The following is a 25,405-nucleotide window of genomic DNA, read 5'->3' on the forward strand; positions in this document are numbered from 1 at the left end:
TCCAGCAGGTGTTCGGCATGGCGGAGGGGCTGCTGAACTACACCCGCCCGGACGATCCGCCCGACGTCGTCGACCACACCCAGGGCAGGCCGCTGTGCGTGGCGGACGAGTTGCGAGTGGTTGACGCGGACGGCGAACCGGTCGCGCCGGGCGAGGAAGGCGAACTGCTGGTGCGCGGGCCGTACACGTTCAACGGCTATTACCGCGCCGAGCGTGACAACGAGCGCTGCTTCGACCCCGACGGGTTCTTCCGCAGCGGTGACCTGGTCCGGATCCGACCCGACGGGTACCTGACGGTCACCGGCCGAGTCAAGGACGTGATCTGCCGGGGCGGCGAGACCATCTCCGCGACGGACCTCGAAGAGCAGCTGCTCAGCCACCCGGCTGTCTTCTCCGCGGCAGCGGTGCCGCTGCCCGACTCATACCTGGGCGAAAAGATCTGCGCGGCAGTCGTATTCACCGGTCCGGCGGTAACACTGGCGGAGCTAAACGCCCATCTCGACCAGCGTGGCGTGGCCTCCCATGCCCGGCCCGATGTGCTGGTCGCGATGACAGCGCTACCGACCACGCCGATCGGCAAGATAGACAAAAAGGCTATCGCAAGCGACATTTCGGCCCGGGAAGCGCACAGCTAACGACGCGTCTCGGGGCAATTCATGCAAACCCGTTGCAGTACAAGAAGAGTGCGAGCGAACCGCGAGGCAACGGCGGCACCGCCAAGCCCCGTTTCGCGCTGCGGTCAACCCTTTTCGTCATCCGGATTTTCCGTCACGCCCAAAATTCTCTCACTGGCACTATTCCGCCGTAACCGGACCTGAGTTAAGGTGATCGCGGCGCCGTTTCGCTGGTCCGGGGGTGGCATGAATGACATCGTCGAGATAGCGCCCGCTATCCGCCGATGATCGGGCCAAGGCGTCGAGTTAAAAGGCTCTTTGGCAGTAGTTGCGGGTTTGCCGTGCGCGCGAAATGAACGATCCGCATTGCGGTTACCTCGCACGGCAAGACGACGGCGATCGGACGGGTCTTCTTCATTCTCGTGCGATCGGCACGCCCAAGGAGAATCGGCTATGAGTGCGCCGCGCGACGATATGACGGCCTCCGCGGCGTCAACATGGACTAGAGTGAGCCAAATCACTTCACCGCATTCGACGCAGCTAGCAGCAGGGCCACCTGCTGGGCTCGCGGCGCGCAATTCCGTCGGCGGTCAAATTTACCCGGCAACCACCGCACGGTCACGTTAGGGTCATCCGGACCTACTGTCGGGAGAAAGGTCGCGCATGTTCCTGGGCACGGTTGACGACTGGACAGCCGAGGGCACCGTCGTATCTTGGCTTCCCACCGCTAACACCTACGAGCAGGCGGCCCAAGCGCAATATCATCCGGCGGCGGTCAGCTACCAGCAGTCGCAGCATCTCCGGTACTACCGGCGCCAGGTCAGCCGCGGCCGCGATATCCCGCGACTGTGCATCGGAGCCTGGGAGATTCGGGGAGTCTGCGACATCGATGCGATGACCCATGCCGTGAACAGCCATGTGCGGCGCCACGACGCATATCATGACCGATTTGAGTTCGGCGACAATGACGAGGTGGTTCGCTACGTTATTGCCGAACCGGATAGCATCACGCTGACACCAACGGACCTCGGGCAACTGGACCCACAGCAGATCCGCAAACTGATTCTCGATACGCCCGATCCGCTGCAATGGGACTGCTTCACCTTCGGAGTCATCCAGGGTAAAGACCGCTTCACCATCTACATTGCGGTCGATCACCTGCGCGCCGACGGCATGTCGGCCGGCGTGATTTTCCTGGACATCCAGACTACGTACTTCACCGCGCTGCAGAAGTCGCCGGTTACGCCGATACCCGCACCTAGCCACCGGGAGTACAGCGCGCGGCAACGCGCTTATACCGCGAGCTTGGATGCCGATTCGCCCGAAATCCAATGTTGGCGGGCGTTTCTCGCGGCGAACAATGGGCTGCTACCCAGGTTCCCACTGGAACTGGGCGAGGCATCCGCCGACACGCCGGGGGCAATCGACCTGTTCGACCTTATCGATGACGAGCAGGGCCGGCGATTCGAGGCGGCGTGTCGCGCCGCCGGAGCCCGCTTCAGTGGCGGGGTGTTCGCCTGCGCCGCCCTGGCCGAGCATCGGTTGACCGGCGCGCCCACCTACTTTGGGCTCACCCCGTTCGACAACCGCCGGGACCCCGCCCACGCCACCGCGGTGGGTTGGCTGGCCAGCTTCGTCCCGTTGGCGATCCCAACTGCCGGTGCGTCATTCGACGAGGTGGTCACCGCCGCCCAGGCGTCCTTCGACGCGAACACGGCGCTCGGCGCGGTGCCCTACTACCACCTGCTCGAGACGACCGACGACCAGTTCGAGGTCCCGGACCGACCCGTCCCGATGTTGTCCTTCATCGACATCAGGAAGCTGCCGTTCGGTGACTACTTCGACGGTTTGCGCGCCGGCATCTGGGGCGACAACCGGCTGTCGGAGACGGTGTGCATGTGGGTCAATCGCATGCACACCGGGACCCAATTGGTAGTCGCCTACCCGGGGACCGACATCGCCCGCGAGTCCATCCAGCGCTACGTCGAGACGTTGCGCGCCGAATTCACGCGGGTCTGCGACGCCGGGTTGTACGCCCGCGCCTGATGGACTTACGTTCTCCCGCGCGACGTTCCGGCATCGGCAGCCGGCAACGCGGACGTGTTGGAGGGTTGCGGCGTGAGCACGGGAGGATTCCGGGGCCGAGGTTGGCACTGCTGGACCAGGCCGCTTTCTTACGGCTGCGCGCGACCGGTCAAGGCAGCACGGTGCAATGCACCTGGGTTTACGACCGCGCCGTCAATGTCGACCAACTGCGGGTCTTCCAGGCCAACCTCGCTGCCGGTCTTCTCGGACGGCGGATCGAGCGCTCGCCGCTGCCGTTCGGGCGTCACCGGTGGGTGGCCGACTGCCGCTCACCCGATGTCGCGCTGGAACCTCGGCGAGCCAGGTCGGAGCTTGGGGCATGGGTGGAAAAACGGGCGCAGGTGCCCGTCGATCCCGAGTTCGGCCCAACGTTTCACCTTGCCGTCCTGCCGTTTGACGGTGGCGGCGCGGCGGTCACCTTGGTGGCATCGCACTGTGTGGTCGACGGGTTGGGATTCATCGCGGCGATAACCGAGGCGGTCAACGCAGAGCGTCGCAAACATCGCTACCCGCAACCTAATTCGCGGCACCGGCTGCGCGCCGTCGTCGAGGACCTGGCCGACGCGGTTAACGCCTTGCCGGCGGCCATCCGCGCGCTGATCGCGACTCTGACGATTTTGCTCAAAGCGTCGTCGGGTCCGCGGGTTCCGCCCACGCCGCCACGGCCCGGTCCGCACCTGCCGATCGACGACGAGCGGGCGGCGCTGCCATCGGTCACGATGCAAACCGACGCCGCGGCATGGGAAGCTCGGGCGCGCGGCCTCAACGGAAGCAGCAACACCCTATTCGTCGCGTTCGCGGCGCGGCTGGCCCACCGGATGGGCAGGGTGCTCGGTCACGGAAATTCGGTGACGGTAGTGCTTCCAGTCAGCGATCGCGCTCCCGACGACGACCGGGCGAACGCGTTGACCTCGATCACGCTGACCGTCGACGCAGTGGCGGTGACCGACGACTTGAGCCCCGTGCGTGCGGATGTCAAGAGGATGCTGACATCGCTGCAACGGCACCCTCACGAGATGCTTGCCGGCTTGCCGCTCATCCCGTTCACGCCACGGTGGCTGGTCCGGCGCGCCGAAGGCGTTGCCATGTCGAGCGGCCAACTTCCGGTCGGCTGCTCCAACCTGGGCAACCTGGACGCCGCCGCCGGCCGCATCGACGGCGCCGACGCAGCCGAGGTCTGCATCCGGCTGGCCGAGCAGGGCGTCACCCGCCGCCGCATCGAGCAAAACCATGGCCAACTGTTCTGCAGCACAGGAACCTTCAACGGTAGCCGGTTTCTCAACGTCATCGCGTGCCGAAACGGGACCGACAGTGCGGCGGCCGCCCGCGAGGTCGCATGTAGCGCGCTGGCCGACCTGCAGCTGTCGGCCACCACCGTCTACGCAGGCCGGATGGAATGGTGAACCTGGGCGTCGAGCCGAACCGACGCGCACACCACCATAGGCACGCCGCCGCCATCGCGGCGTGGGCGCTGGCCGTGACGTGGTTTGCGATCAAGATCGTGCCGCTCGACGTGTACTGGATGTCGTACTACGCCGCCGACTACACGCACGGATTCGTGCGCCGCGGCCTCGCCGGTGAACTGCTTCGCTTGTTCCCTGGGCACTACTTTGCGGCGGCGCTCGGTCTGCGGTGGCTGTCGACGACGGTCTATCTGGGTGGCCTGGCAACGGTTGCGGCCGTGGTGGTTTACGGTCGCCGTCGCTCCGAGCGCGCGCTGATGGTTGCGCTGCTGATTCCGTTGCTGCCCTTCGGTGTCCCGTTTGCCGCGTATTCGGCTCGGCCGGACCTGTTCGGCGGGGCGGCCCTGGCTCTGTTCGCTTCTGCGATGGTGTTGACGCGTTCCCGCAAGATCGCGATGGCATGGTGCGGGGCATACGGTGCCGCGATCGCGGCGTTGACGCTGGTGCACGAGGCGATCGGCCTGCAGTTTGCGCTGGGGGCCGTCCTGGCGGTCATCGCCCTGGGCGGTGCGCTGGGAAACGGTCGGGCCCCGGGCGCCATCATGGCGGTGACGCCGGGAGTCTGCACGACGGCTGCCGTGGCGGTGTTCGGCCGGCACGACATCGCGGCTCAACTATGTGCGTCGGTTCCCCATCACATGATGCCCAACCCGTTTGCCACGGTCACGTCGCCGACCACCCTGCTGCACTATGTTGTTGACGGCCAACCCATCCGAACCGACTATCACGACTGGGTGTGCCGCAACGTGATGCCGAATTACGACAACGGAATCGCCGATGCCGTCCGCGCCGTCGGCCACATCGGCACGCTCGGTCTCACGGTCTCTCTGATATTCGGCGCCGGTGCCCTGGCGCTGACGATGTGGGGACTCAGCACCATATCGGGGGTTCCGGTCGGCACGTTTGTCGAGGCGCTGCGGGGCCGGATGACGTGGGCTGCCGGCGGGCTGCTGTTGATCTGTCCGGTTTTCCTGACCGGCTATGACTGGACCCGCTGGCTGACGATCGTGACGTTCGATGTCGGCGTGGTGTTCATCCTCTTCGCGGCGGGTAGGCCCGAAATCGAGCACGCGCCCACGCGAAAAGCGCTGCGTTCCTTTATTCTTCTCGCCGTCACGCTCGCGCTGATCCCGGTGGGCACGGTTCCGGGCTTCGGCGGGCCGCGGATGCTGTAACCGACCGCTACGGCGTCGAATGGAGAAGCTCGTCGAATTACCCGAGCAGATCGGGCCCGAGATCGACACGATCAGCGCCAGGCTGGTGCGTACCGGCGCTGAGCATGTGCTGGACCGCATCAGCCCGGGTGGACCGGACCCCTGCCGGTAGATGCCGAGATCGCCGAGAAGCCCAGAACGACGTACGCCGGGCCGCTACGCGATCAGTCTGGGCCGGTGAGCGAGTTGCCCCGCCGGGGGCACGGCCTGGCTCACGGGCTCCCGCGCCTCGTGGCGATTGGCAAAGCCGTAGATGATGCCCAGCTGGGGTGTTGACACGGCGGCCAGCTTGCCCAGAACCAGAAACCACTCTTCCTTGAAGCGGTCGATACGTGTGCTAAGCATGGGACTTCCTGATCTTCGCAATATGCGGGGGATACAGGAATTCCCCGCCCAGCTGGGTTCAAACTCTCCGGGAGGTCAGCACTCAGCCATAACGCTCTCGGAGGGGTGGCCACCCAGGTCGCCCGGACCAGCGTGGCGCGGTCAGTGGCCGCTCAGAGTCAGCGTCCCTTCGGTTTGAAGCACCTTGCTGGCCGTGATTCTTTCGGTCTTGCGGGCCTCCCGCTCGAGATAGCGCTGCTTGGATTCGTCGAACTTGTCGGAGGCCTGCTCGAGCTCTTTGACCAGCACGGCGAGATCGTCGCGCATCCGCGCGGCCTCACCGGTGAAGTCCTCGCGTTCGAAGATGCGCCACTTCCTGAGCACCGGCATCACCACCTCGTCGAGGTGGATGCGCGGGTCATAGACGCCGCCGACGGCGATGATCACCGCCTTGCGCCGGAATTCCGGCACCGTGAATCCGGGCATCTTGAAATTGCGCAAGATCTTGTGCACCGACTTCATCGCCTGGTTTGGGGCGATGTCCAGACCCGCCGCGCTGACGTCCCGGTAGAAGATCATGTGCAGGTTCTCGTCGTGCGAAACGCGGGCCATCAACTGCTCGGCGATGGGCTCTTGCGAGGCCTTGCCGGTGTTGCGGTGGGAGACGCGGGTGGCCAGCTCCTGAAACGAGACGTACATGACCGAGTCGAACAGGCTCTCGGCAAACATGTCACCCTGCTGGTTCTGCCCCGGGCTGAAGCCCCGGGTCATTTGCTCGAGCCGTAACTGCTCCAGCGCCACCGGGTCGACGGCGCGAGTGACAACCAGGTAGTCGCGCAGCGCCGTGCTGTGCCGGGCCTCCTCGGCCGTCCACCTGTTCACCCACTGCCCCCACGGGCCATCCATGCTGAAGTTCATCGCGATCTCGCGGTGATAAGACGGCAAGTTGTCCTCGGTCAGGAGGTTTTGCACCATCGCCACCTGGGCGACGTCGGGGAGCCGGCTCTGCCCGGGCTCCCAGTCCTGACCGTCGAGGGCGTAGAAGTTCTTGCCGTCCGACCACGGGACGTAGTCGTGGGGATTCCACTCCTTGAACATCGAGAGGTGGCGGTTGAGCAGGCCCTCGACCACCGGCTCGAGTTCGTGGAGTAGCTGCAGGTTAGTCAAGTCCTTGGACACGAAACCCTCCAGTTATGTGTGCCGTCAAGTAACGCGCAATGTATCTGTGTCATTCGGTTACACAAAGATGACACGCGGGAAACTCGACCATCTAGGGCCAAAGGTCCCTACGCCGAGGGACGCCGCTCACAGCGGATCGCGCGGACCGGACCGGCTACTGCCGCGCAACCAGATAGGGCGCGAGTGTGGACAGCTTTTCGCAGGTCTCTTCGAATTCGCGCTCGGGAGTGGACGCTTCGATGATGCCCGCCCCCGCGCGCAACCAGGTTTTGCCGTCGCGTTCGTACGCCGCGCGCAGCGTCAGCGCCGCATCCAGCCCGCCGTCGGCCGAAAACATCACGACCGCTCCGGAATACAGCCCGCGCGGGCTCTCGTCGAGGCGCAGGATCGCTTCGACACCGTCCGCCTTCGGGATACCCGACGCGGTGACCGCCGGGAAAAGCGCTTCGAGCGCATCCATCCGGTCATTCGACCGACCCAGCCGCCCGCTGACCGTTGAGCCGAGGTGCTGCACGCTGCCGCGCTCGCGCACCGTCATGAAGTCCGTGACTACCGCACTGCCGGGCTCGGCGATCTCGGTCATCTCCTGCAGCGAGCTGCGAACGGAGATCGCGTGCTCCACAATCTCTTTGGAGTTGGATTCCAGATCGTCGCGGGCCTGCCGGTCGCGCGCCACGCCGCGACCCAGCGCGCGGGTGCCCGCCAGCGGCTCGGTCACCACGATGCCGTCATCATGGACCGCCGCGACAAGTTCGGGGCTGTAACCGACGGCGCGAATTCCGCCCAGGCGCAACAAGAACGACCGCACCGGGGTGTTGTGGCGACGGCCCAGCCGGTAAGTGGACGGGAAGTCCAGGGGGAAAGGCACTTCCAGACAACGGGACAGGATCACCTTGTTGTATCGGCCCTCTGCGATCTCGCCGACCGCCGATGCCACCCGACCGCGATAGTTGGATTGGTCGGCGATCATGTCGACGGGGCGCGCCTGGCGGACCTCGGGCAGGTCGTCGCCCAACAAGGCGAGAACCGTGTCGCGATCTGCCGCGGTCGCTCCCTCGAACTCGACCTGTCCCCTCGTCACCACGATGCGGGTGCGCGGCCAGAACACGCGGGCCAACGGGGTTTTGGGGGCCAGCCGTTGCTGCAGCCCGTACCGGTAGAGCCCGAACTCGAACGCGATCCAGCCAAAGAGCTGATCCGTCTCCAGCAACAGCCGATCGGTCGCTTCGCCCAGGACCGGTCCGGGCCGCCCGGTCCACTGTTGGCGCTGAGTCACGCCGTCCCGAATCACCCGTATCTCGTCGCTGTCGAGCTCGATCATCGCGCGCACACCGCTGGCCAGCACCCACTGCCCGCCACGCTCGTAGACCAGGTACTCCTCACCGGCGTGTTCCGGCAACCGCGTGGCCAGCTCGGCGGCGAGGTCGGCCGGGTGGACGTGCGGGGGAAGCGGAATCGGCGATGACGTGGTGCCGGCGGAACTCGTCTGAACGCTGACCTCGGTCACGGTTAGTAAATGTAGCCTAACCTATGTAAGAACACGCAACCGATCCCCGCGGCGGCCCGGCAAATCCGGCCGATCCTGCTAGAACCTTCGTGGAGTTAAGGCTTCGGCCCCTCCCGCCCGTGGCCCAAATCGAACCCACCCCGCCCCGGCTCCTGCCAGTTGCCGCAGGTAGCAGGCGCGCAACGGGCCCGCACCGGCGAAACCCTGCGCGCCCAGACCGACGAGGCCTTTCCTGAACTCGGGCCGAGACCGTGCGAACCCACTGGCCGGGAGATTTAATGGATGCGGCGGTCCGGCAGGCTGTAGCGGCGTGAGTAGAGGAGTGGCGGTGAACTCCGGTGAGGACGCTCGTGCGTGATTCGAGAGCGACGCCATGTTCGTGATCCGGCTGGCGAACGGCGAAGAGATTCAGGGCAGTGACAGCGACGGGCTCGAAATCAACCAAGAGACCGGTGTGCTGACGGTCTCCCGGGTCGACGGCCTCGAGGAAATCACCACTTATTACTCGCCGATGGCATGGTCGTCGGTGACGCACCGGAAAAAGGGCTTGGGGGTCAGGCCGTCCGTTATTTCGTCGGCCCGCTGATTCCTGAGCCCACCACACAGCAAATGCACAGCACATTCCCACCAAATCCACGACCGTCGCGTCAGCGCCGCGTACCCGCGAGGCGGTCGGCAGCAAGCCCGTGACCTGCAGTTTTGGCCCGCGCCCGCGCGCCGACATTGATTCAACACGCCCGTACTTCATGCTTTGCATTCGAGTGGCGGTTTGACATCCCCGGGGATAGGTTTTCCACGGTCGTCGGGATGTTCGTGGTGGCTCCGCTTGCGGACGGTGCTTTCCCTGATCACCGCACTCATCGAGGGAGGCATCAAATGCTGCAAGAGTTTTGGCAGAACTTCACCCACAACCTATTCAAGCCGCTCTTGCTGTTTTTCTACTTCGGCTTCCTCATCCCGATCCTGAAGGTGCGATTCGAATTCCCCTACGTGATCTATCAGGGGCTGACCATGTATCTGCTGCTGGCCATCGGCTGGCACGGGGGCGAAGAGCTCGCCAAGATCAGCGCGGGCAGCATCGGGATGATCGTGGGCTTCATGGTGTTGGGCTTCGTGCTGAACTTCCTGATCGGCGGCATCGCCTACCTGTTGCTGAATTGGCTGACCTCCCTTCGACGAGTCGACCGAGCGACCGTCGCCGGCTACTACGGGTCAGACTCGGCGGGAACGTTCGCCACCTGCGTGGCCGTGCTGACGGCCGTCGGCATTTCCTTCAACGCGTACATGCCGGTCATGTTGGCGGTCATGGAGATTCCCGGCTGTCTGGTGGCCCTGTACCTGGTGGCGCGGCTGCGCCACCGCGGCATGGACGCGGCGGGAAACATGGTCGACGAACCGGGCTACACGGCGCCGGTGAGGGTTTCGGTCGGACCCGGCACCGCGGCCAAGCCGCCGCACGGCCAGAGCCTCGAGGCCGAGCACGAGCGCGGCATCGAAGAGGAGCTGCAGTTTTCCCTGGAAAAGCTCGACCACCCGGATTGGGAGCCCGACCACAGCCCGCCCCGCCCGACGGGCAAGCGAGTGCCGATCTTCTCGCGGGAGCTGTTCCAGGAGGTGTTCCTCAACCCGGGGCTGGTCCTGCTCATGGGGGGCATCATCATCGGCCTGGTCAGTGGGTTGCAGGGGCAAAAGGTGGTCGCCGACGACGACAAGTTCTTCGTCCTGGCGTTTCAGGGCGTGTTGTGCCTGTTCTTGCTCGAGATGGGAATGACAGCCTCCCGGAAATTGAAGGACCTGCGCACCGCCGGACTCGGGTTCATTTTCTTCGGTCTGTTGGCGCCGAATATCTTTGCCCCGCTTGGCATTTTGGTCGCTCACATCTACTCGTCGCTCACCCACGCTGATTTCAAGCCGGGCACCTACGTACTTTTCGCGGTGCTCTGCGGCGCGGCGTCTTACATCGCCGTTCCGGCGGTCCAGCGACTGGCGATCCCAGAGGCCAGTCCCACCCTGCCGCTTGCCGCGTCGCTCGGTTTGACGTTCTCCTACAACGTCACCATCGGGATCCCGCTGTACATCGAGGTCAACCGGCTGATCGCCCACTGGTTCTAGTTTCGTTCCACCGCTCGACCGCCGGGCCCACCGGGACCGGCGAATAACGATGCGCGACAGTTCGTTTGACCAGTCGCGCCAGCTCTGAACGTCCGGTTGTTAATTGTTCGTAAAGACGGGTTGGGTCGACTCGCTCAAGCCCGCGGGTTTCCACTAAGTTCGGGGACGCCGCGAGTCGCTTGCTGCCACCCGTTGGGCCGAACTGCGTCGCCAGGAGGCGCCCATGGTTTACGAGATGTGGCAGAACTTCATCCACAATCTGTTCAAGCCCCTCCTGCTGTTCTTCTACTTCGGGTTCCTCATCCCGATCTTGAAGGTGCGGTTCGAATTCCCGTACGTGATCTACCAGGGATTGACGATGTACCTGCTGGTGGCCGTCGGCTGGCAGGGGGGCGAAGAACTGGCCAAGGTGAAACCCGCTGACATCGACAACATCGCCGGATTCGTCGCACTGGGCCTGGCGTTGAATTTTGTGATCGGTGTGCTCACCTACCTCCTACTGAGGTATCTGACGCGGCTGCGACGCGTCGACAGGGCGACGGTCGCCGGCTACTACGGGGGGGCTTCGGCGGGCGCCTTCGCCACCTGCGTGGCTGTGCTGACCAGCGTGAAGATCGCGTTCGACGCCTACATGCCGGTTCTGCTGGCGTTCATGGAGATTCCAGGCTGCCTGGTGGCCCTCTACCTGGTGGCCAGGCTGCGACACCGCGGGATGGACGACGCCGGGTACATGCCGGACGAGCAGGGTTACACGGCCCCCGCGAGGGTCGGTCCCGGCGCGGCCGCCCAGGCCGAGGGCGTTGACGACCAGGGCGAGCGCGGAATCGAAGAGGAGCTGGAGCTCTCGCTGGAAAAGCAGGAGCATGCGTGGTACCCGAACGCCCCGCAGCGCGAAAAGGCGCCGCTGTTCTCGCGCGCGATATTGCAGGAAGTGTTCCTCAACCCCGGGCTCATCCTCCTCGTCGGCGGCATCACCATCGGCTTCGTCAGCGCGCTGCAGGGCCAGAAGGTGGTGCACGACCAGAACGAGCTTTTCGTTGCAGCGTTTCAGGGCGTGCTCTGCCTGTTCCTGCTCGAGATGGGCATGACGGCGTCGCGCAAGCTGCGGGATCTGAAGTTGGCCGGCGGCGGGTTCATCGCCTTCGGCCTATTGGCGCCCAACCTGTTTGCGATACTGGGGATCCTGGCCGCCTACGCCTACGCCAACCTGACGGACACGCACTTCCAGCCGGGCACCTACGTCCTGTTCGCGGTGCTGTGCAGTGCGGCGTCCTACATCACCCTGCCCGCGGTGCAGCGGCTGGGAATCCCAGAGGCGAGCCCGACCCTACCGGTGGCGGCCGCGCTCGGTCTGACCTTCTCCTACACCGTCACCATCGGGATCCCGCTGTACATCGAGATCAATCGCGCAGTCGCGCATTGGTTTCCAAGCAGCTGAGCACTACCCCAACACGGTACGCACCACCGCGTCGGCCAACAGCCGGCCGCGCGGCGTGAGGATGAACCGGTCGGCATCGGGCACCAGCAAGCCGTCGGCGACAGCGCCTTCGGCGCGCTCCCCTTCCGCGGAGCTCAGCACGTCACGCGGAAGCCCCTGCCGCAGACGGGTTTTCAAAAGCACATCTTCGGTGTGCAGGGCGTCGGCGTCGAGGCGCTCGGATCCGCTAACCGGCAGTACGCCGGCGGCTAGCCTTTCCGAGTAGGCGTTGGGGTGCTTGACATTCCACCACCGCGTGGCGCCGACGTAACCATGGGCTCCCGGCCCGGCGCCCCACCACTGGCCACCGTCCCAGTAGCCGAGGTTGTGTCGGCATTCGCCGCCGTGCCGTGCCCAATTGGACACCTCGTACCAAGACATTCCGGCTTCGGAGAGCCGGGCGTCGACCAGCTCGTAGCGGTGCGCCAACACGTCGTCGTCGGGGGCCGCGAGCTCGCCACGCCGGACCCGTCGGGCCAGCGCGGTGCCTTCCTCGACGACCAGGGCGTAGGCGGACACGTGATCGACGCCGGTGCCGATCGCGGTGTCGACCGAGCGCAGTAGATCGTCGTCGGATTCCCCCGGCGTTCCATAGATCAGGTCGAGGCTGACGTGTTCGAAGCCGGCGTCCAGCGCTTCGCGGGCGGCGGCCGCCGATCGATTCGGCGTGTGAATGCGGTCCAGAACCCCCAGCACTCGCGGTGACACCGACTGCATGCCGAGCGAGACCCGCGTGTAGCCGGCCGCGCGGATGGCGTCGAAAAAGTCCGGCCATGCCGACTCCGGGTTGGCCTCGGTGGTGATCTCGGCGTCGGGCGCCAGCGCGAAATGCTCGCGCACCATGTCCAGCACCGCCGCCACGCGGGCGCCACCCAGCAGTGACGGCGTTCCGCCGCCGACGAACACCGTGTTCACCGCCGGGCCGGAAAGCCGCTCGGCCGCCAGCTTCAACTCCGTCCGCAGCGCCGCCAGCCAGGCGTCGGGGTTCACACCACCCAACTCGGCCGGGGTGTATGTGTTGAAATCGCAATAGCCGCAACGAGTTATGCAGAACGGGACGTGGATGTAGATCCCGAACGGCCGCCCGGGGACGGGCCGCAGGTCGGGCAGCTCGACGGCTTCCTCGCGAAGTGCCATGCCAAATGATCCCACGGTGCGCGACAACCGGCCGCGGGGTCGCTTGGGGTCACCGCGTCCGGCGGCCCTCCGAGATTTCCTGGGTTTTTTTACCCGCGCGGCCAGCTTAATCGGGAATTCCGCTCACCGTGAGCCGATATTTGACCTGGTTACCCGGCCGGCCGACGGGCATGGCACAATGGTGGCGTGACCGTCGCTCAGCCCAGCCTTCGCATTGCGCTCGTGGCGCGGCGGCACATTGATCTCAAGCGTGTTTGCAGCTGTTGCTGTCTCCCTTGATGTCGTAGACCCGCCCGCCTGTACGTCCAGCTGGCATCGGATCTGCGCCGCCGATACCACCGGTGAGCTGCGCTTTCATGCCTGCGATGTTCGAAGGAGACTTCCGAGATGACCACAGCCCGCCCCGCCAAACCTCGTAACGAGGGCCAGTGGGCGCTGGGAGATCGGGAACCGCTCAACCCCAACGAAGAGATGAAGCAGGCCGGCGCCCCGCTCGCGGTGCGCGAACGCATCGAGAACGTCTACGCCAAGGCCGGCTTCGACAGCATCGACAAGAGTGATCTGCGCGGCCGCTTCCGCTGGTGGGGGCTCTACACCCAGCGCGAACAGGGCTATGACGGCACCTTCACCGGTGATGAGAACGCCGATCTGCTGGAAGCCAAGTACTTCATGTTGCGGGTGCGCTGCGACGGTGGCGCCCTGTCGGCGGCGGCGTTACGCACGGTCGGGCAGATCTCGACGGAGTTCGGCCGCGACACCGCCGACATCTCCGACCGGCAGAACGTGCAGATGCACTGGATCAAGGTCGAAAGCGTCCCCGAGATCTGGCGGCGGCTCGCCGAGGTGGGCCTGCAGACCGCCGAGGCGTGCGGTGACTGCCCCCGCGTCATCCTGGGCTCGCCGCTGGCCGGCGAGTCGCTCGACGAGGTGCTCGACCCGACCTGGGCGATCGACGAGATCGTGCGCCGCTACATCGGCAAGCCGGACTTCGCCGACCTGCCGCGCAAGTACAAGACCGCGATCTCCGGTCTGCAGGACGTCGCGCACGAGATCAACGACATCGCCTTCATCGGGGTCAACCATCCCGAGCACGGGCCTGGCCTGGACCTGTGGGTCGGCGGTGGCCTGTCCACCAACCCGATGCTGGCCCAGCGGGTCGGCGCCTGGGTGCCTCTGGACGAGGTGCCCGAGGTATGGCAGGCCGTGACCTCGATATTCCGCGACTACGGCTACCGGCGGTTGCGGTCGAAGGCCAGGCTGAAGTTCCTGATCAAGGACTGGGGCATAGACAAGTTCCGTGAAATTCTCGAGACGGAATACCTCAAACGGCCGCTGATCGAAGGCCCGGCCCCCGAACCGCTCGAGCATCCCATCGATCACATCGGGGTGCAGCGGCTCAAGAACGGGCTGAATGCCGTCGGCGCGGCGCCGATCGCGGGACGGGTCTCGGGGTCCATCCTCTCCTCGGTGGCCGACCTGATGGACAAGGCCGGCTCGGACCGGATCCGGTTCACCCCGTACCAGAAGCTGGTCATCCTCGACATCGCCGACGACAAGCTCGACGACGTGCTCGCCGGGCTGGAGGCGCTCGGGCTGCAGACCAAACCCTCCCACTGGCGCCGGAACCTGATGGCGTGCACGGGGATCGAGTACTGCAAGCTGTCGTTCGCCGAGACCCGCGGCAAGGCGCAGGTGTTGGTGCCCGAGCTGGAGCGCCGGCTCGAGGACATCAACTCTTCGCTCGACGTGCCGATCACGGTCAACATCAACGGTTGTCCGAACTCGTGCGCCCGAATTCAAGTGGCCGATATCGGTTTCAAGGGCCAAATGGTGGACGACGGCCAGGGGGGCTCGGTCGAGGGCTTTCAGGTGCACCTGGGCGGCAGCCTCGGGCTGGACAGCGGGTTCGGGCGCAAGCTGCGCCAGCACAAGGTGACCAGCGACGAGCTGGGCGACTACATCGACCGGGTGGTACGCAACTTCATCAAACAACGCAGTGCGGGAGAACGGTTCGCGCAGTGGGCGATTCGGGCGGATGAGGACGATTTACGATGAGTGGGCAGCCAACGAAACGGACAGAAGCGGAACTGCGGGAACTGGCGGCGCGCGGCGCAGCGGAGCTTCAGGGTGCCAGCGCCATCGAGGTGTTGCGCTGGACGGATGAGACCTTCGGCGGGGTCAACGGGCCCCGCGGCTGGGCCACCTGCAACTACGTGCTGACCTCGAGCATGCAGGAGGCCGTGTTGATCGACCTGGCCTCGAAGGTCCGTCCCGGCGTCCCGGTGGTCTTCCTCGACACCGGTTACCACTTCGCCGAAACCATCGGAACGCGAGACGCGGTGGAGTCGGTCTACGACATCCATGTGCTCAACATCACCCCCGAGCAGACGGTGGCCGAGCAGGACCAGCTGCTGGGTAAGAACCTGTTCTCGCGGGATCCCGGCGAGTGCTGCCGGCTTCGTAAGGTCGTGCCGCTGCGCAGGGCTCTGAGTGGATACTCCGCCTGGGTGACCGGATTACGGAGGAGTGAAGCGGCGACGCGTGCCAACGCTCCGGTGATCGGTTTCGACGAGGGCTTCAAGCTGGTGAAGATCAATCCCCTGGCGACGTGGACCGACGACGACATGCAGAACTACATCGACGAGCACGGCGTGCTGGTCAATCCGCTTGTCTACGACGGATATCCGTCGATCGGCTGCGCTCCCTGCACGGCCAAGCCGCTCGCTGGGGCCGACCCGCGCAGCGGTCGGTGGCAGGGGCTGTCCAAGACCGAGTGCGGGCTGCACGCCTCCTGACCGCAGCCCTGGCTCACGCCGACGTCAGCGTGGTTTGATTCTCCCCTGCTCCGCCGGTTGGGCTGTCGCTGTCGGCGGCGTCCTCAGCGGGAAGGGACGGCATCCGCGTGGCACGCACGTAGACGGTGTCGCCCTCGCGGAGGGCCAGGGCCTCGGCGTCGCCTCGGGTGATCTGGGCGGTGAAGGGTCCCCCGGTGGCGGCGCTGGTCAATTCCACTCGCACCTCGAACCCCAGCACGACCACGCGATCGACCGTGGCGCGCACCACCCCGATCGACTCGGCGGTGCCGTCGCCGCCCGCGATGGCCATTTCCGGGTTGCGCCCCACGCGGATGTCATGGGGGCGAACCAGATTGCCGTTCAAGGTGGACACCGCCCCGAGGAACGACATGACGAAGGCTGTCGCCGGGGCGTCGTAGACCTCGGTCGGTGACCCCACCTGCTCGATACGCCCGCGGTTGAGCACGGCGATCCGGTCGGCGACGTCAAGCGCCTCCGCCTGGTCGTGGGTGACCAGGACCGTGGTGACGTGCACCTCGTCATGCAGGCGACGCAGCCACGCGCGCAGGTCCTCCCGCACCTTGGCGTCCAGCGCACCGAACGGCTCGTCGAGCAGCAGCACCTGGGGGTCGACCGCCAGCGCCCGCGCCAGCGCCATCCGCTGTCGCTGACCGCCGGACAGCTGATTGGGATAGCGGTTCTGAAAGCCGCTCAACCCGACCACTTCCAGGAGATTGTCGACCTTTGCCTTGACCTCGGCCTTGGGCCGCTTGCGGATCTTCAGTCCGTACGCCACGTTGTCGCGAACGGTCAAGTGCTTGAACGCCGCATAGTGCTGGAACACGAACCCGATGCCTCGTCGCTGGGGCGGGATCCGCGTGACGTCGTGGCCGTTGATCGTGATCGTCCCGCTGTCCGGTTGGTCGAGCCCGGCGATGGCGCGCAGCAGGGTCGACTTGCCCGAGCCGCTGGGTCCCAACAGTGCCGTCAACGAGCCGGACGGCACGACGAAGTCGACGTTGTCCAGCGCCACGAAGTCGCCGTAGCGCTTGTGGGCGTTCCGCACGATGATGGCGTGGTCCCGGTTGTCTTTGTCGGTCATCTGCGCGTCTCCATGTCGAGCCTATCGCTCCGCCCGTGCCCGGCGAAGGTCCAAAACCACCTGGAAAATCAGCACCAGCACCGCAACGCCCATCAACAACGTCGACAGCGCGTAGGCGCCGTATTCGGCCCCGCGGTTATACCGATCCGAGACCAGCAACGTCAGCGTCTGGGACTTGCCCGGCAGGTTCGAGGACACGATGATGACGGCGCCGTATTCGCCGAGGGTGCGGGCGACGGTCAATACGATGCCGTAGGTCAAACCCCACCGGATGGATGGCAGGGTGATTCGCCAAAAGGTCTGCCACCAGCCGGATCCCAGGGTCGCGGCCGCCTCTTCCTGGTCGGTACCCAATTCGTGCAGCACCGGCTCCACCTCGCGCACCACGAACGGCAGGGTGACGAAGATGCTGGCCAGCACGATGCCGGGCAGCCCGAAGATGATCTTGAACCCGAGGTCCTTCTCGACGAACCCGAACGCGCCGGCCGACCCCCACAACAGAATCAGGGCGACGCCTACGATCACGGGCGAAACCGCGAATGGCAGGTCGATGACGGCCTGCAACACGCCCTTACCGCGAAACCGGTTGCGCGCCAAGACTAAAGCGGTCGGGATGCCGAACACCACGTTCAGTGGCACCACGATGGCGACGACCAGCAACGTCAGGTTCAGCGCCGAGATCGCCGCGGGCGTGCTGACCCAGTCGAAGAACTGGCCGAAGCCCGGCCGGAAAGTCCGCCATAGGATCAGGGCCACCGGGACGACGAGCAACACGAAAATGTATGCCAGCGCCACGAACCGGATCAGGTAGCGAACCCTGCGCGATGACGTCACGGGGCCAACTCCTCACGCTTGGCCGCGCGGCCGCCCACGATCCGCAAAATGAACAGCACCACGAACGAGATGGACAGCAACACGATGGAGATGGCGGCGGCGCCGGTGCGGTCGTCGTTCTCGATCAGTGTCCGTATCCATTGCGAGGACACCTCCGTCTTGCCCGGCACCGCGCCACCGATCAGCACCACCGAACCGAACTCGCCGATCGCACGCGAGAACGCCAGCCCCGCACCGGACAACAACGACGGGGTCAACGAAGGCAACAGCACCGAGGTGAAAATCTTTGGGCCGCTGGCACCCAGCGATGCTGCCGCCTCCTCGGTTTCACGATCGATTTCCAGCAGCACCGGCTGCACCGCCCGCACGACGAACGGCAGCGTGACGAAGGCCAGCGCAACCGCCACGCCCCACGCCGTGTGTTGCAGGTGTAGCCCCACCGGGCTGTTGTTGCCGTAGAGCGCCAGCATCACCAGGCTGGCGACGATGGTGGGCAACGCGAACGGCAGATCGATGATCGCGTCGATGAGCCGCTTGCCGACGAAGTCGTCGCGCACCAGCACCCAGGCGATCACCAGGCCGAACACCAGGTTGGCCAACGTCACCCCGGCGGAAATGGTCAGCGTCACCCGGAACGACTCCAATGCCGCGTTGGAGGTGACCGCCAACCAGAAGGCGTGCCAGCCGCCGCCGGCGGCCTGCCAGGCAATCGCGGCCAGCGGCAGCAGCACGATCACCGACAGCCACAGCGTAGCCACACCGACCCGCAGCGACGTGGTGCCGCGGCCGCGCCGGGCCTTCGTCGGCGAAGGTCCGGCAGCACCGGCGGGCTGGCCGAGCTCGGGCCTGATCGCCCCCGGGTCGGGCGTGATGGCAGCCGTCATCCGGTGGCCTGCGTGTAGATCTTGGTGATGCTGCCGGTGCTCTTGTCGAACAGCTCCGGATCGACCGGCGTCCAGCCGCCGAGGTCGGCGATCGTCCACAGTTTCGCCGGTGCCGGGAACTGGTCACGGAATTCGGCGGCGACGGCCGGATCGACGGGCCGAAAACCGGCCTGTGCCCATACCTTCTGCGCGGCCGCCGTGTATTGGAAGTTCTTGAACGCGACCGCGGCGTCCAGATGGGGACTGGTGGTCACCACGGCCACCGGGTTCTCGATCTTGAACGTCTGCGGCGGGTTGACGTGCTCGACCGGCTTACCCGCGCGTTCGGTGGCGATCGCCTCATTCTCGTAACTGATCAACACGTCCCCGCTGCCCTGGACGAAAACATCGGTGGCCTCCCTTCCCGAACCGGGGCGCAGCTTGACGTGTTCATGCACCAACTTGCTGATGAACTCGACCCCGGCCTGGGCGTTGCTGCCGCCCTCGCTCTTGACCGCGTACGGCGCCAGCAGGTTCCACTTGGCCGATCCCGAGCTCAGCGGACTGGGTGTGATGACCTCAACCCCTGGCCGCAGCAGGTCATCCCAGTCCCTGATGTTCTTCGGATTGCCTTTGCGCACCACCAGCGTCACCACCGATCCGAACGGAATTCCCTTGGTGGCGTCGGAATTCCAGTCCTTGGAGACCTTGCCCGCCTTCACCAACCGGGCGATGTCCGGCTCGACCGAGAAGTTCACGACGTCCGCGGGCTTGCCGTCGACGACGCCGCGGGATTGGTCGCCGGAGGCGCCGTAGGACGTGATCACCTGGACGCCCTTGCCCTCCTCGGCGGCATTGAACGCGGGAATCACCTTGCTCCAACCGGGTTCTGGGACCGAATAGGCGACGAGGGTGATACTCGTGTGCGCGTTGTTGGGGCCGCTCCCGCCCACGACGTCACTGGGCCCACCACTACATCCCGCGGTGACGGCCACGACGACGGCGAAGATGATCACCGGTCGCCAACGGCTTGCGATGTGGTTGGGCATTCGGGCCTTCCAGTACGGGGACTTGCGGACGATGGTCCCGTTGCTGCGGAAAGGCGCCTTTAAACGGAGGGAGACCTCACGAATCCCATACCAGACCGCACACGGGTTTGGCAGTCAGCGACAACAGTGCACGAAGACATGGCGCTCCACACCACATGTCACATGCATGGCGGGAAGCCTAACAGGAATCGGCAGGCCCGCCACAGCTCGAGGGGCCGAGCCTGCGCTCAGTGCGTCAGCCACCACGCGACGATCACCAGCACCACGAGCGCGACCAGAATCAGTGTCACGTGTGACCGAGGCATGCGGGTTACCCGGGCGCCTCACCGGCGTGGCGAGCGCGGCGCATCAGGGCGATGCTCTTGCCGAGCAGGCCATCGAGCAGCCCCGCCGTAACCGCGGCCACCACCAACACGACCGGCATCACCACCATGGCCTGGAGCACGAAAGCGAGCCCGGAAAGCCACAGCTCGTTGCCGTCCCACCAATTCAGGAACGCGGTCACGCGGCTCACCCTATTCGGCCCTGCAGCGGAATTCCAATGTGCCAAGATCGGCGCATGTCCGCCCCGCCGCCCACGCCGGAGACGACGGCCTGCCTGATCGCCGGGGGCGGCCCGGCGGGCATGGTGCTGGGCCTGCTGTTGGCCCGGGCCGGTGTTGAGGTCACGGTGATGGAAAAACACGCCGACTTCCTGCGTGACTTCCGCGGCGACACCGTGCACGCGAGCACGTTGCGGCTGCTCGACGAACTGGGTTTGGGCTCCCGGTTCGCGCAGATACCGCATCGCCTCATCGACACCGTGCACATGGAGATACAGAACGAACCGGTGGCCCTCGACCTCACCCGCCTGCCCGGCGCGCACAAGCACATCGCCCTGGTGCCGCAGTGGGACTTCTTGGAATTGGTGGCCACCGCCGCCGAGGCCGAGCCGACCTTCCGGCTGCTGCGCAGCACCGAGGTGACCGGCGTGATCCGGGACGGGAACCGCGTCGTCGGGGTCACCTATCGCGAGCGGGGCGGCGAGGCCAGGACCATGCGCGCCGAGCTGACCGTGGCCTGCGACGGCCGCTCCTCCACGGTGCGTTCGGTGGTCGGCCTCGAACCGCAGAGCTTCGGGGCGCCCATGGACGTGTGGTGGTTCCGGCTGCCCCGCCACCCCGGCGATCCGCGGGGGCTGGGCGGGGTGCTGCGGGCCGGGCATGCGGTCATCGTGATCGACCGCGGCGACTACTACCAGATCGCCTACATCATCCCGAAGGGAACCGACACCCAGCTGCGGTCCGAGGGCATTGAGGCGCTGCACCAGGCGCTGGTCGCCATGGTGCCCTGGCTGGGCGACCGTGTGCAGACGCTGACGTCGTTCGACGACGTGAAACTTCTTGACGTGCAACTGAATCGGCTTCACCGCTGGTATGCCGACGGCGTCCTGCTCATCGGGGATGCCGCACACGCGATGTCGCCGGTCGGCGGGGTCGGCATCAATCTCGCGGTGGCCGACGCGGTGGCCGCCGCCCGCATCCTGGCCGGCGCGCTGCGCGCGGGACGGGTGCCCACCTGGCGGCTGGCCCGGGTGCAGGCGCGCCGCTGGCTTCCCACCGCGCTGCTCCAGGCCGCCCAACGGGGCATCCATGCCAACGTGATCGCCGCGGCGGTGGCCCGCAACGAGGCCCGCGCGCCACAGGTCGTGCGGCTGGTGGGCCGATCCATACCCCTGCGGCGGCTGGTCGGCTACCTCGTCGCCATCGGCCCGCTGCCCGAGCACGCCCCGAGGTTCGCCCGGCGCCGCGGTTGACAAAGAGTGCCGCCACGTCGGCTAAAGAATGGACGGGGGACCGCTCGACAGATGATGATGTCGGGATGGTCCTGCACGCCCAGCCCGACGACCAGCCCGCCGACGCCATGCCCGAGGAGGCATTTGACGCGGCCCCGGCGGCCCTGCCGTCACCCATCGACTTCAGCGCGCCGGCGCCCATAGCCTCCAGCGGGGCACTGCGGAACCCGTTTCCGCCGATCGCCGACTACGCGTTCCTGTCGGACTGGGAGACGACGTGCCTGATCTCCCCCGCCGGGTCCGTCGAATGGCTGTGCGTGCCCCGGCCGGACTCCCCCAGCGTGTTCGGCGCGATCCTGGACCGCAGCGCCGGCCATTTCCGGCTCGGCCCGTACGGCGTCTCGGTGCCCTCGGCCCGTCGCTACCTGCCCGGCAGCCTGATCATGGAGACCACCTGGCAAACCCACACCGGGTGGCTGATCGTGCGCGACGCGCTGGTGATGGGGCCCTGGCACGACATCGAGCGCCGGTCGAGAACGCACCGCCGCACCCCGATGGACTGGGACGCCGAGCACATCCTGCTGCGCACGGTGCGCTGCGTCAGCGGCACCGTCGAGCTGATGATGAGCTGCGAGCCCGCATTCGACTACCACCGCGTCGGCGCCACCTGGGAATACTCGGCCAACGCGTACGGCGAGGCGGTGGCCCGGGCGACCAAGCAGCCCGACGCCCACCCGACGCTGCGGCTCACCAGCAACCTACGGATCGGGCTGGAGGGCCGCGAAGCGCGGGCGCGCACCCGGATGAAAGAAGGCGACGACGTGTTCGTCGCCTTGAGCTGGACCAAGCACCCGGCGCCGCAGACCTACGAAGAGGCCGCCGACAAGATGTGGCAGACCACCGAATGCTGGCGGCAATGGATCAACATCGGCAACTTCCCCGACCACCCGTGGCGGGCGTATTTGCAGCGCAGCGCGCTCACGCTGAAGGGGTTGACGTACTCGCCCACCGGGGCGCTGCTGGCGGCCAGCACCACGTCGCTTCCGGAAACGCCTCATGGCGAACGCAATTGGGACTACCGCTACGCGTGGGTGCGCGACTCCACATTCGCACTGTGGGGTCTTTACACGCTCGGACTGGACCGCGAGGCCGACGACTTCTTCGCGTTCATCGCCGATGTCTCCGGCGCCAACAGCAACGAGCGGCACCCGCTGCAGGTGATGTACGGCGTGGGCGGCGAACGCAGCCTGGTGGAGGAGGAACTCCACCACCTGTCCGGTTATGACCATGCGCGCCCGGTGCGCATCGGCAACGGCGCCTATGACCAGGTTCAGCACGACATCTGGGGTTCCATCCTCGACTCCTTCTACCTGCACGCCAAGTCCCGCGAGCAGGTCCCCGAGACCCTGTGGCCGGTACTCAAGAAGCAGGTGGAAGAGGCCATCAAGCACTGGCGCGAACCCGACCGGGGCATCTGGGAGGTGCGCGGCGAGCCGCAGCACTTCACCTCGTCGAAGGTGATGTGCTGGGTCGCGCTCGACCGCGGGGCGAAGCTGGCCGAGCGGCAGGGCGAGAAGAGCTATGCGCAGCAGTGGCGGGCGATCGCGGAGGAGATCAAGGAGGACATCCTGGAGCACGGCGTGGATGCCCGCGGGGTGTTCACCCAGCGCTACGGCAGCGACGCGCTGGACGCCTCGTTGCTGCTGGTGGTGCTGACCCGGTTCCTGCCGCCCGACGATCCGCGGGTGCGCAATACGGTGCTGGCCATCGCCAACGAACTCACCTCGGAAGGCCTGGTGCTGCGCTACCGGGTCGAGGAGACCGACGATGGGCTGTCCGGCGAAGAAGGCACGTTCACGATCTGCTCGTTCTGGCTGGTATCGGCGCTGGTGGAGATCGGCGAGGTGGCGCGGGCGAAGCGGCTGTGCGAGCGGCTGCTGTCTTACGCCAGTCCGCTGCACCTCTACGCCGAGGAGATCGAGCCCCGCACCGGCCGGCACCTGGGCAATTTCCCGCAGGCGTTCACCCACCTGGCGCTGATCAACGCGGTGGTGCACGTGATCCGCGCCGAGGAGGAGTCCGACGGCTCCGGGATGTTCCAGCCCGCCAACGCGCCGATGTAGGCACGGCGCTCGCGAGCGCGGCCGTCAGGCCGGGCGAAGCGGGTCGCCGCCATCAGCACGGCGCTCGCGACCGCGGCCGTCAGGCCGGGCGAAGCGGGGCGCCGATGTAGGCGCGGCGCTCGCGAGCGCGATCGCGAGCGCGGCCCGACTCAGCTCAGTGCGCTCACTTTGTCTCGCATGACCTGCGCGATGTCGAGCGCCCTGGCGTTCGTGTCGCCCGGCCCTTCTTGCGATGCGCTCGACGTGTCGAGGAAATCGACCTCGACTTCGATGAGGCAATTGTCTCGCACCCCGACGGCATGCTCGGCGGGAAGCGATGGCGGTGAAAACGACGCGGGCATCTTCCATTGCGTCGAAATGGTCGCCGTGACAACGGAAATCGCGCTTTCCACGTGACTGACTTTTACCTCCAGCGGCAGACTGCCGCCGGAGATGGGGACCGCCTTCCCATCGCATTCTTGCCACTGCGTAGAGATCGTCGAGAAGAGGGCGTACGCCTCGTGGGCGGTGGGCAGGCTGATGGCGGCCTCTTGCACCCGGGTCACCGCAGCGCCGGACGCGGCAGTAGGCCGCCACGTCGTGAATGCAACGGCTCTGACGTTCGCGGACCGGTAGGCGCCCGCCTGCATCATCACGGCCACCCCGAGGCAGTTTTCGGACCGCCCCGACCGTCCACCGCCCAGTATCTCGGGTCCCCCGGCAAGCGGTGGGAAGCCCGGGTCGAGCTCCATGGGCTGCCTGACGATCCGGGATAGCGCGCTCTTGCCGAGGAGCACCCGCTGGAGGGTTTGCCCGTCGAGGAATCGGTGCGTGCGGTTCGCCGGTGGCCGCGCCGCGCCGCCGACCGTGATGGAACAGCCCGTCGCCGAAAGCAGCACGACCAAAAGCGCTGCGGCCCAACGTCGTCGCCGATCGTGGCGTTTACCCGACTTCGTGACGACGAACGCAGAAGGGGGCGCTTCGGTGCGGCAACTACTTCCCATGCGCTTCTCGGCTACCTCCCACTCCGCCCGAGTTTAGGCTTGACGGCGCTACAAGGCCGTCGCCAACGCGCGCGCACAGCTCAACCCCAGTGAAGTCCCAGGTTTGTGGCAGGTGCCGGTCAGCTCAGCCCGCTGACCTTGTCCATCATCGCGTGCGCGATGTCGATCGCGCTGCGGTGCACATCGCCGGACCCGTTTTCCGACGAGCGTGTCGAATTGAAGAACGCCACTTCGACTTCGACGAGGCAGTTCCCCCGCACGCCGATGGCGCGCGCCTCGGGCCTGGGCCCGCTCGACGGTATGCCAGGCAATTGGGTGTCGATCGAAATGGTCGCAGCTAGAACGGATTCGGAGACCCTTACCTCGGAGATGGTGTCCGATAAGACGATCGCGGGGCGGTCGGTGATGATGCTGGGGCGCCCGATGGTCACAGTCGTGCCTTCACAGTCGCGCCATTGCTGTGCGAACTGTTGGAACAGCGCGGCGGCCCCGGCGGCGCTGGACAGCGCGACCACGCCCTCGGCCACACTGATCACCTTCGCCGGCCCGCGCTGGTTCCACCACGTCTCCCGGGCCGCATTCTTGACGTCGGCGGATCGGTAGGCGTCCTTGACCATCATCGAGGTGACACCGACGCAATTGGCGGGTGAGACCGCGCCGAAGGCCGGCGGCAACACCTCGGGACCGCCGAACCGGCCCGGGAGTTCGTTCTTGCTTCCAAAGGACTGGCCGAGCAGCTTCGACAGCTCGGCGTCGTCGAGGAGTACCTT

At 66.2% G+C, this 25,405-nt stretch carries 22 protein-coding genes and 2 pseudogenes; 13 read left to right on the forward strand and 11 right to left on the reverse strand.

The genetic code is table 11. The features are described 5' to 3' along the window. The 5 genes and pseudogenes from A5695_RS02490 to A5695_RS27120 all read left to right on the forward strand — a co-directional run. Window positions 1–635 (forward strand): AMP-binding protein (locus A5695_RS02490; protein WP_156749427.1); only part of this gene is annotated, 635 nt, incomplete at its 5' end. 642 nt (window positions 636–1,277) lie between these two features. After that, window positions 1,278–2,660, forward strand: a complete 1,383-nt coding sequence (locus A5695_RS02495) for a condensation domain-containing protein (RefSeq protein ID WP_068077709.1) — start codon at window positions 1,278–1,280, stop codon at window positions 2,658–2,660. A gap of 110 nt (window positions 2,661–2,770) precedes the next feature. Then, a complete protein-coding gene (locus A5695_RS02500) occupies window positions 2,771–4,102 on the forward strand; it encodes a hypothetical protein (protein WP_068077743.1) in 1,332 nt (443 codons plus the stop codon). Continuing rightward, window positions 4,096–5,337, forward strand: coding sequence for a hypothetical protein (locus A5695_RS02505; RefSeq protein WP_068077711.1), 1,242 nt, complete (start codon window positions 4,096–4,098; stop codon window positions 5,335–5,337). The genes A5695_RS02500 and A5695_RS02505 overlap by 7 nt, the downstream gene beginning before the upstream one ends. Window positions 5,338–5,359: 22 nt before the next feature. Further along, a pseudogene (locus tag A5695_RS27120) lies at window positions 5,360–5,505 on the forward strand (MerR family transcriptional regulator); the annotation flags it as partial. 27 nt (window positions 5,506–5,532) lie between these two features. On the opposite strand, the gene A5695_RS28885 reads toward A5695_RS27120, so the two are convergent. The 3 genes from A5695_RS28885 to A5695_RS02520 all read right to left on the reverse strand — a co-directional run bounded on the left by A5695_RS28885 (window position 5,533) and on the right by A5695_RS02520 (window position 8,386). Further along, window positions 5,533–5,721 carry a hypothetical protein gene (locus A5695_RS28885; RefSeq protein WP_068077713.1) on the reverse strand — a complete coding sequence of 63 codons (189 nt, stop codon included), beginning with the start codon at window positions 5,719–5,721 and terminating at the stop codon, window positions 5,533–5,535. A gap of 141 nt (window positions 5,722–5,862) precedes the next feature. Continuing rightward, window positions 5,863–6,879, reverse strand: coding sequence for an acyl-ACP desaturase (locus A5695_RS02515; protein ID WP_068077714.1), 1,017 nt, complete (start codon window positions 6,877–6,879; stop codon window positions 5,863–5,865). A 154-nt stretch (window positions 6,880–7,033) separates the two neighbouring features. Next, a complete protein-coding gene (locus tag A5695_RS02520; protein WP_068077715.1) occupies window positions 7,034–8,386 on the reverse strand; it encodes a salicylate synthase in 1,353 nt (450 codons plus the stop codon). Between the two features lie 373 nt (window positions 8,387–8,759). Between A5695_RS02520 and A5695_RS02525 the strand changes: the two genes are divergently transcribed. From A5695_RS02525 to A5695_RS02535, 3 genes are all read left to right on the forward strand, one after another. Next, entirely contained in the window at window positions 8,760–8,972 is a 213-nt protein-coding gene (locus A5695_RS02525) for a hypothetical protein (RefSeq protein ID WP_068077716.1), read from the forward strand. A gap of 290 nt (window positions 8,973–9,262) precedes the next feature. Then, window positions 9,263–10,498: a sodium-dependent bicarbonate transport family permease gene (locus A5695_RS02530; RefSeq protein ID WP_068077718.1), complete on the forward strand. Its 1,236-nt coding sequence runs from the start codon at window positions 9,263–9,265 to the stop codon at window positions 10,496–10,498. A 223-nt stretch (window positions 10,499–10,721) separates the two neighbouring features. Continuing rightward, entirely contained in the window at window positions 10,722–11,936 is a 1,215-nt protein-coding gene (locus A5695_RS02535) for a sodium-dependent bicarbonate transport family permease (RefSeq protein ID WP_068077720.1), read from the forward strand. Between the two features lie 3 nt (window positions 11,937–11,939). Here A5695_RS02535 and hemW read toward each other — a convergent pair whose 3' ends face one another. Continuing rightward, window positions 11,940–13,112 (reverse strand): radical SAM family heme chaperone HemW, encoded by a 1,173-nt coding sequence (gene hemW, locus A5695_RS02540; RefSeq protein ID WP_068077722.1) that lies wholly within the window; start codon window positions 13,110–13,112, stop codon window positions 11,940–11,942. Window positions 13,113–13,334: 222 nt separating this feature from the next. On the opposite strand from hemW, the gene A5695_RS30155 reads away from it, so the two are divergent. The 3 genes from A5695_RS30155 to A5695_RS02550 all read left to right on the forward strand — a co-directional run bounded on the left by A5695_RS30155 (window position 13,335) and on the right by A5695_RS02550 (window position 15,907). Continuing rightward, window positions 13,335–13,391, forward strand: a complete 57-nt coding sequence (locus A5695_RS30155; protein ID WP_368072687.1) for an Ms4527A family Cys-rich leader peptide — start codon at window positions 13,335–13,337, stop codon at window positions 13,389–13,391. A 108-nt stretch (window positions 13,392–13,499) separates the two neighbouring features. Then, window positions 13,500–15,167 (forward strand): nitrite/sulfite reductase, encoded by a 1,668-nt coding sequence (locus A5695_RS02545; RefSeq protein WP_068077724.1) that lies wholly within the window; start codon window positions 13,500–13,502, stop codon window positions 15,165–15,167. Next, window positions 15,164–15,907: a phosphoadenylyl-sulfate reductase gene (locus tag A5695_RS02550; RefSeq protein ID WP_068077725.1), complete on the forward strand. Its 744-nt coding sequence runs from the start codon at window positions 15,164–15,166 to the stop codon at window positions 15,905–15,907. The genes A5695_RS02545 and A5695_RS02550 overlap by 4 nt, the downstream gene beginning before the upstream one ends. A gap of 13 nt (window positions 15,908–15,920) precedes the next feature. Here the strand turns inward: A5695_RS02550 and A5695_RS02555 are convergent, their stop codons facing one another. From A5695_RS02555 to A5695_RS02575, 5 genes and pseudogenes are all read right to left on the reverse strand, one after another. Next, window positions 15,921–17,009, reverse strand: coding sequence for a sulfate/molybdate ABC transporter ATP-binding protein (locus A5695_RS02555; protein ID WP_068077728.1), 1,089 nt, complete (start codon window positions 17,007–17,009; stop codon window positions 15,921–15,923). A gap of 21 nt (window positions 17,010–17,030) precedes the next feature. After that, window positions 17,031–17,843: a sulfate ABC transporter permease subunit CysW gene (gene cysW / locus A5695_RS02560; RefSeq protein ID WP_068077729.1), complete on the reverse strand. Its 813-nt coding sequence runs from the start codon at window positions 17,841–17,843 to the stop codon at window positions 17,031–17,033. Then, window positions 17,840–18,630, reverse strand: a pseudogene (gene cysT, locus A5695_RS02565) (sulfate ABC transporter permease subunit CysT); the annotation flags it as partial. The gene cysW and the pseudogene cysT, both read right to left, overlap by 4 nt. Window positions 18,631–18,723: 93 nt before the next feature. Beyond that, window positions 18,724–19,755: a sulfate ABC transporter substrate-binding protein gene (locus A5695_RS02570; protein WP_068077732.1), complete on the reverse strand. Its 1,032-nt coding sequence runs from the start codon at window positions 19,753–19,755 to the stop codon at window positions 18,724–18,726. A 310-nt stretch (window positions 19,756–20,065) separates the two neighbouring features. After that, the gene (locus tag A5695_RS02575) at window positions 20,066–20,260 is read right to left on the reverse strand and encodes a hypothetical protein (RefSeq protein ID WP_066952819.1); all 195 of its coding nucleotides are present in this window, start codon (window positions 20,258–20,260) and stop codon (window positions 20,066–20,068) included. Between the two features lie 54 nt (window positions 20,261–20,314). On the opposite strand from A5695_RS02575, the gene A5695_RS02580 reads away from it, so the two are divergent. Next, window positions 20,315–21,550: an FAD-dependent oxidoreductase gene (locus tag A5695_RS02580; RefSeq protein ID WP_068077734.1), complete on the forward strand. Its 1,236-nt coding sequence runs from the start codon at window positions 20,315–20,317 to the stop codon at window positions 21,548–21,550. Window positions 21,551–21,615: 65 nt separating this feature from the next. Continuing rightward, on the forward strand, window positions 21,616–23,652 hold the full coding sequence (locus A5695_RS02585) for a glycoside hydrolase family 15 protein (RefSeq protein WP_068077736.1): 2,037 nt from the start codon (window positions 21,616–21,618) through the stop codon (window positions 23,650–23,652). A 149-nt stretch (window positions 23,653–23,801) separates the two neighbouring features. Here A5695_RS02585 and A5695_RS02590 read toward each other — a convergent pair whose 3' ends face one another. After that, window positions 23,802–24,530, reverse strand: coding sequence for a sensor domain-containing protein (locus A5695_RS02590; protein WP_197515336.1), 729 nt, complete (start codon window positions 24,528–24,530; stop codon window positions 23,802–23,804). Between the two features lie 224 nt (window positions 24,531–24,754). Continuing rightward, window positions 24,755–25,405, reverse strand: a 651-nt coding sequence (locus A5695_RS02595; RefSeq protein ID WP_068077741.1) for a sensor domain-containing protein, incomplete at its 5' end; no start/stop codon positions are given.

Source organism: Mycobacterium sp. E1747, from assembly GCF_001667775.1.
In the GTDB taxonomy this organism is placed as follows: Bacteria; Actinomycetota; Actinomycetes; order Mycobacteriales; family Mycobacteriaceae; genus Mycobacterium.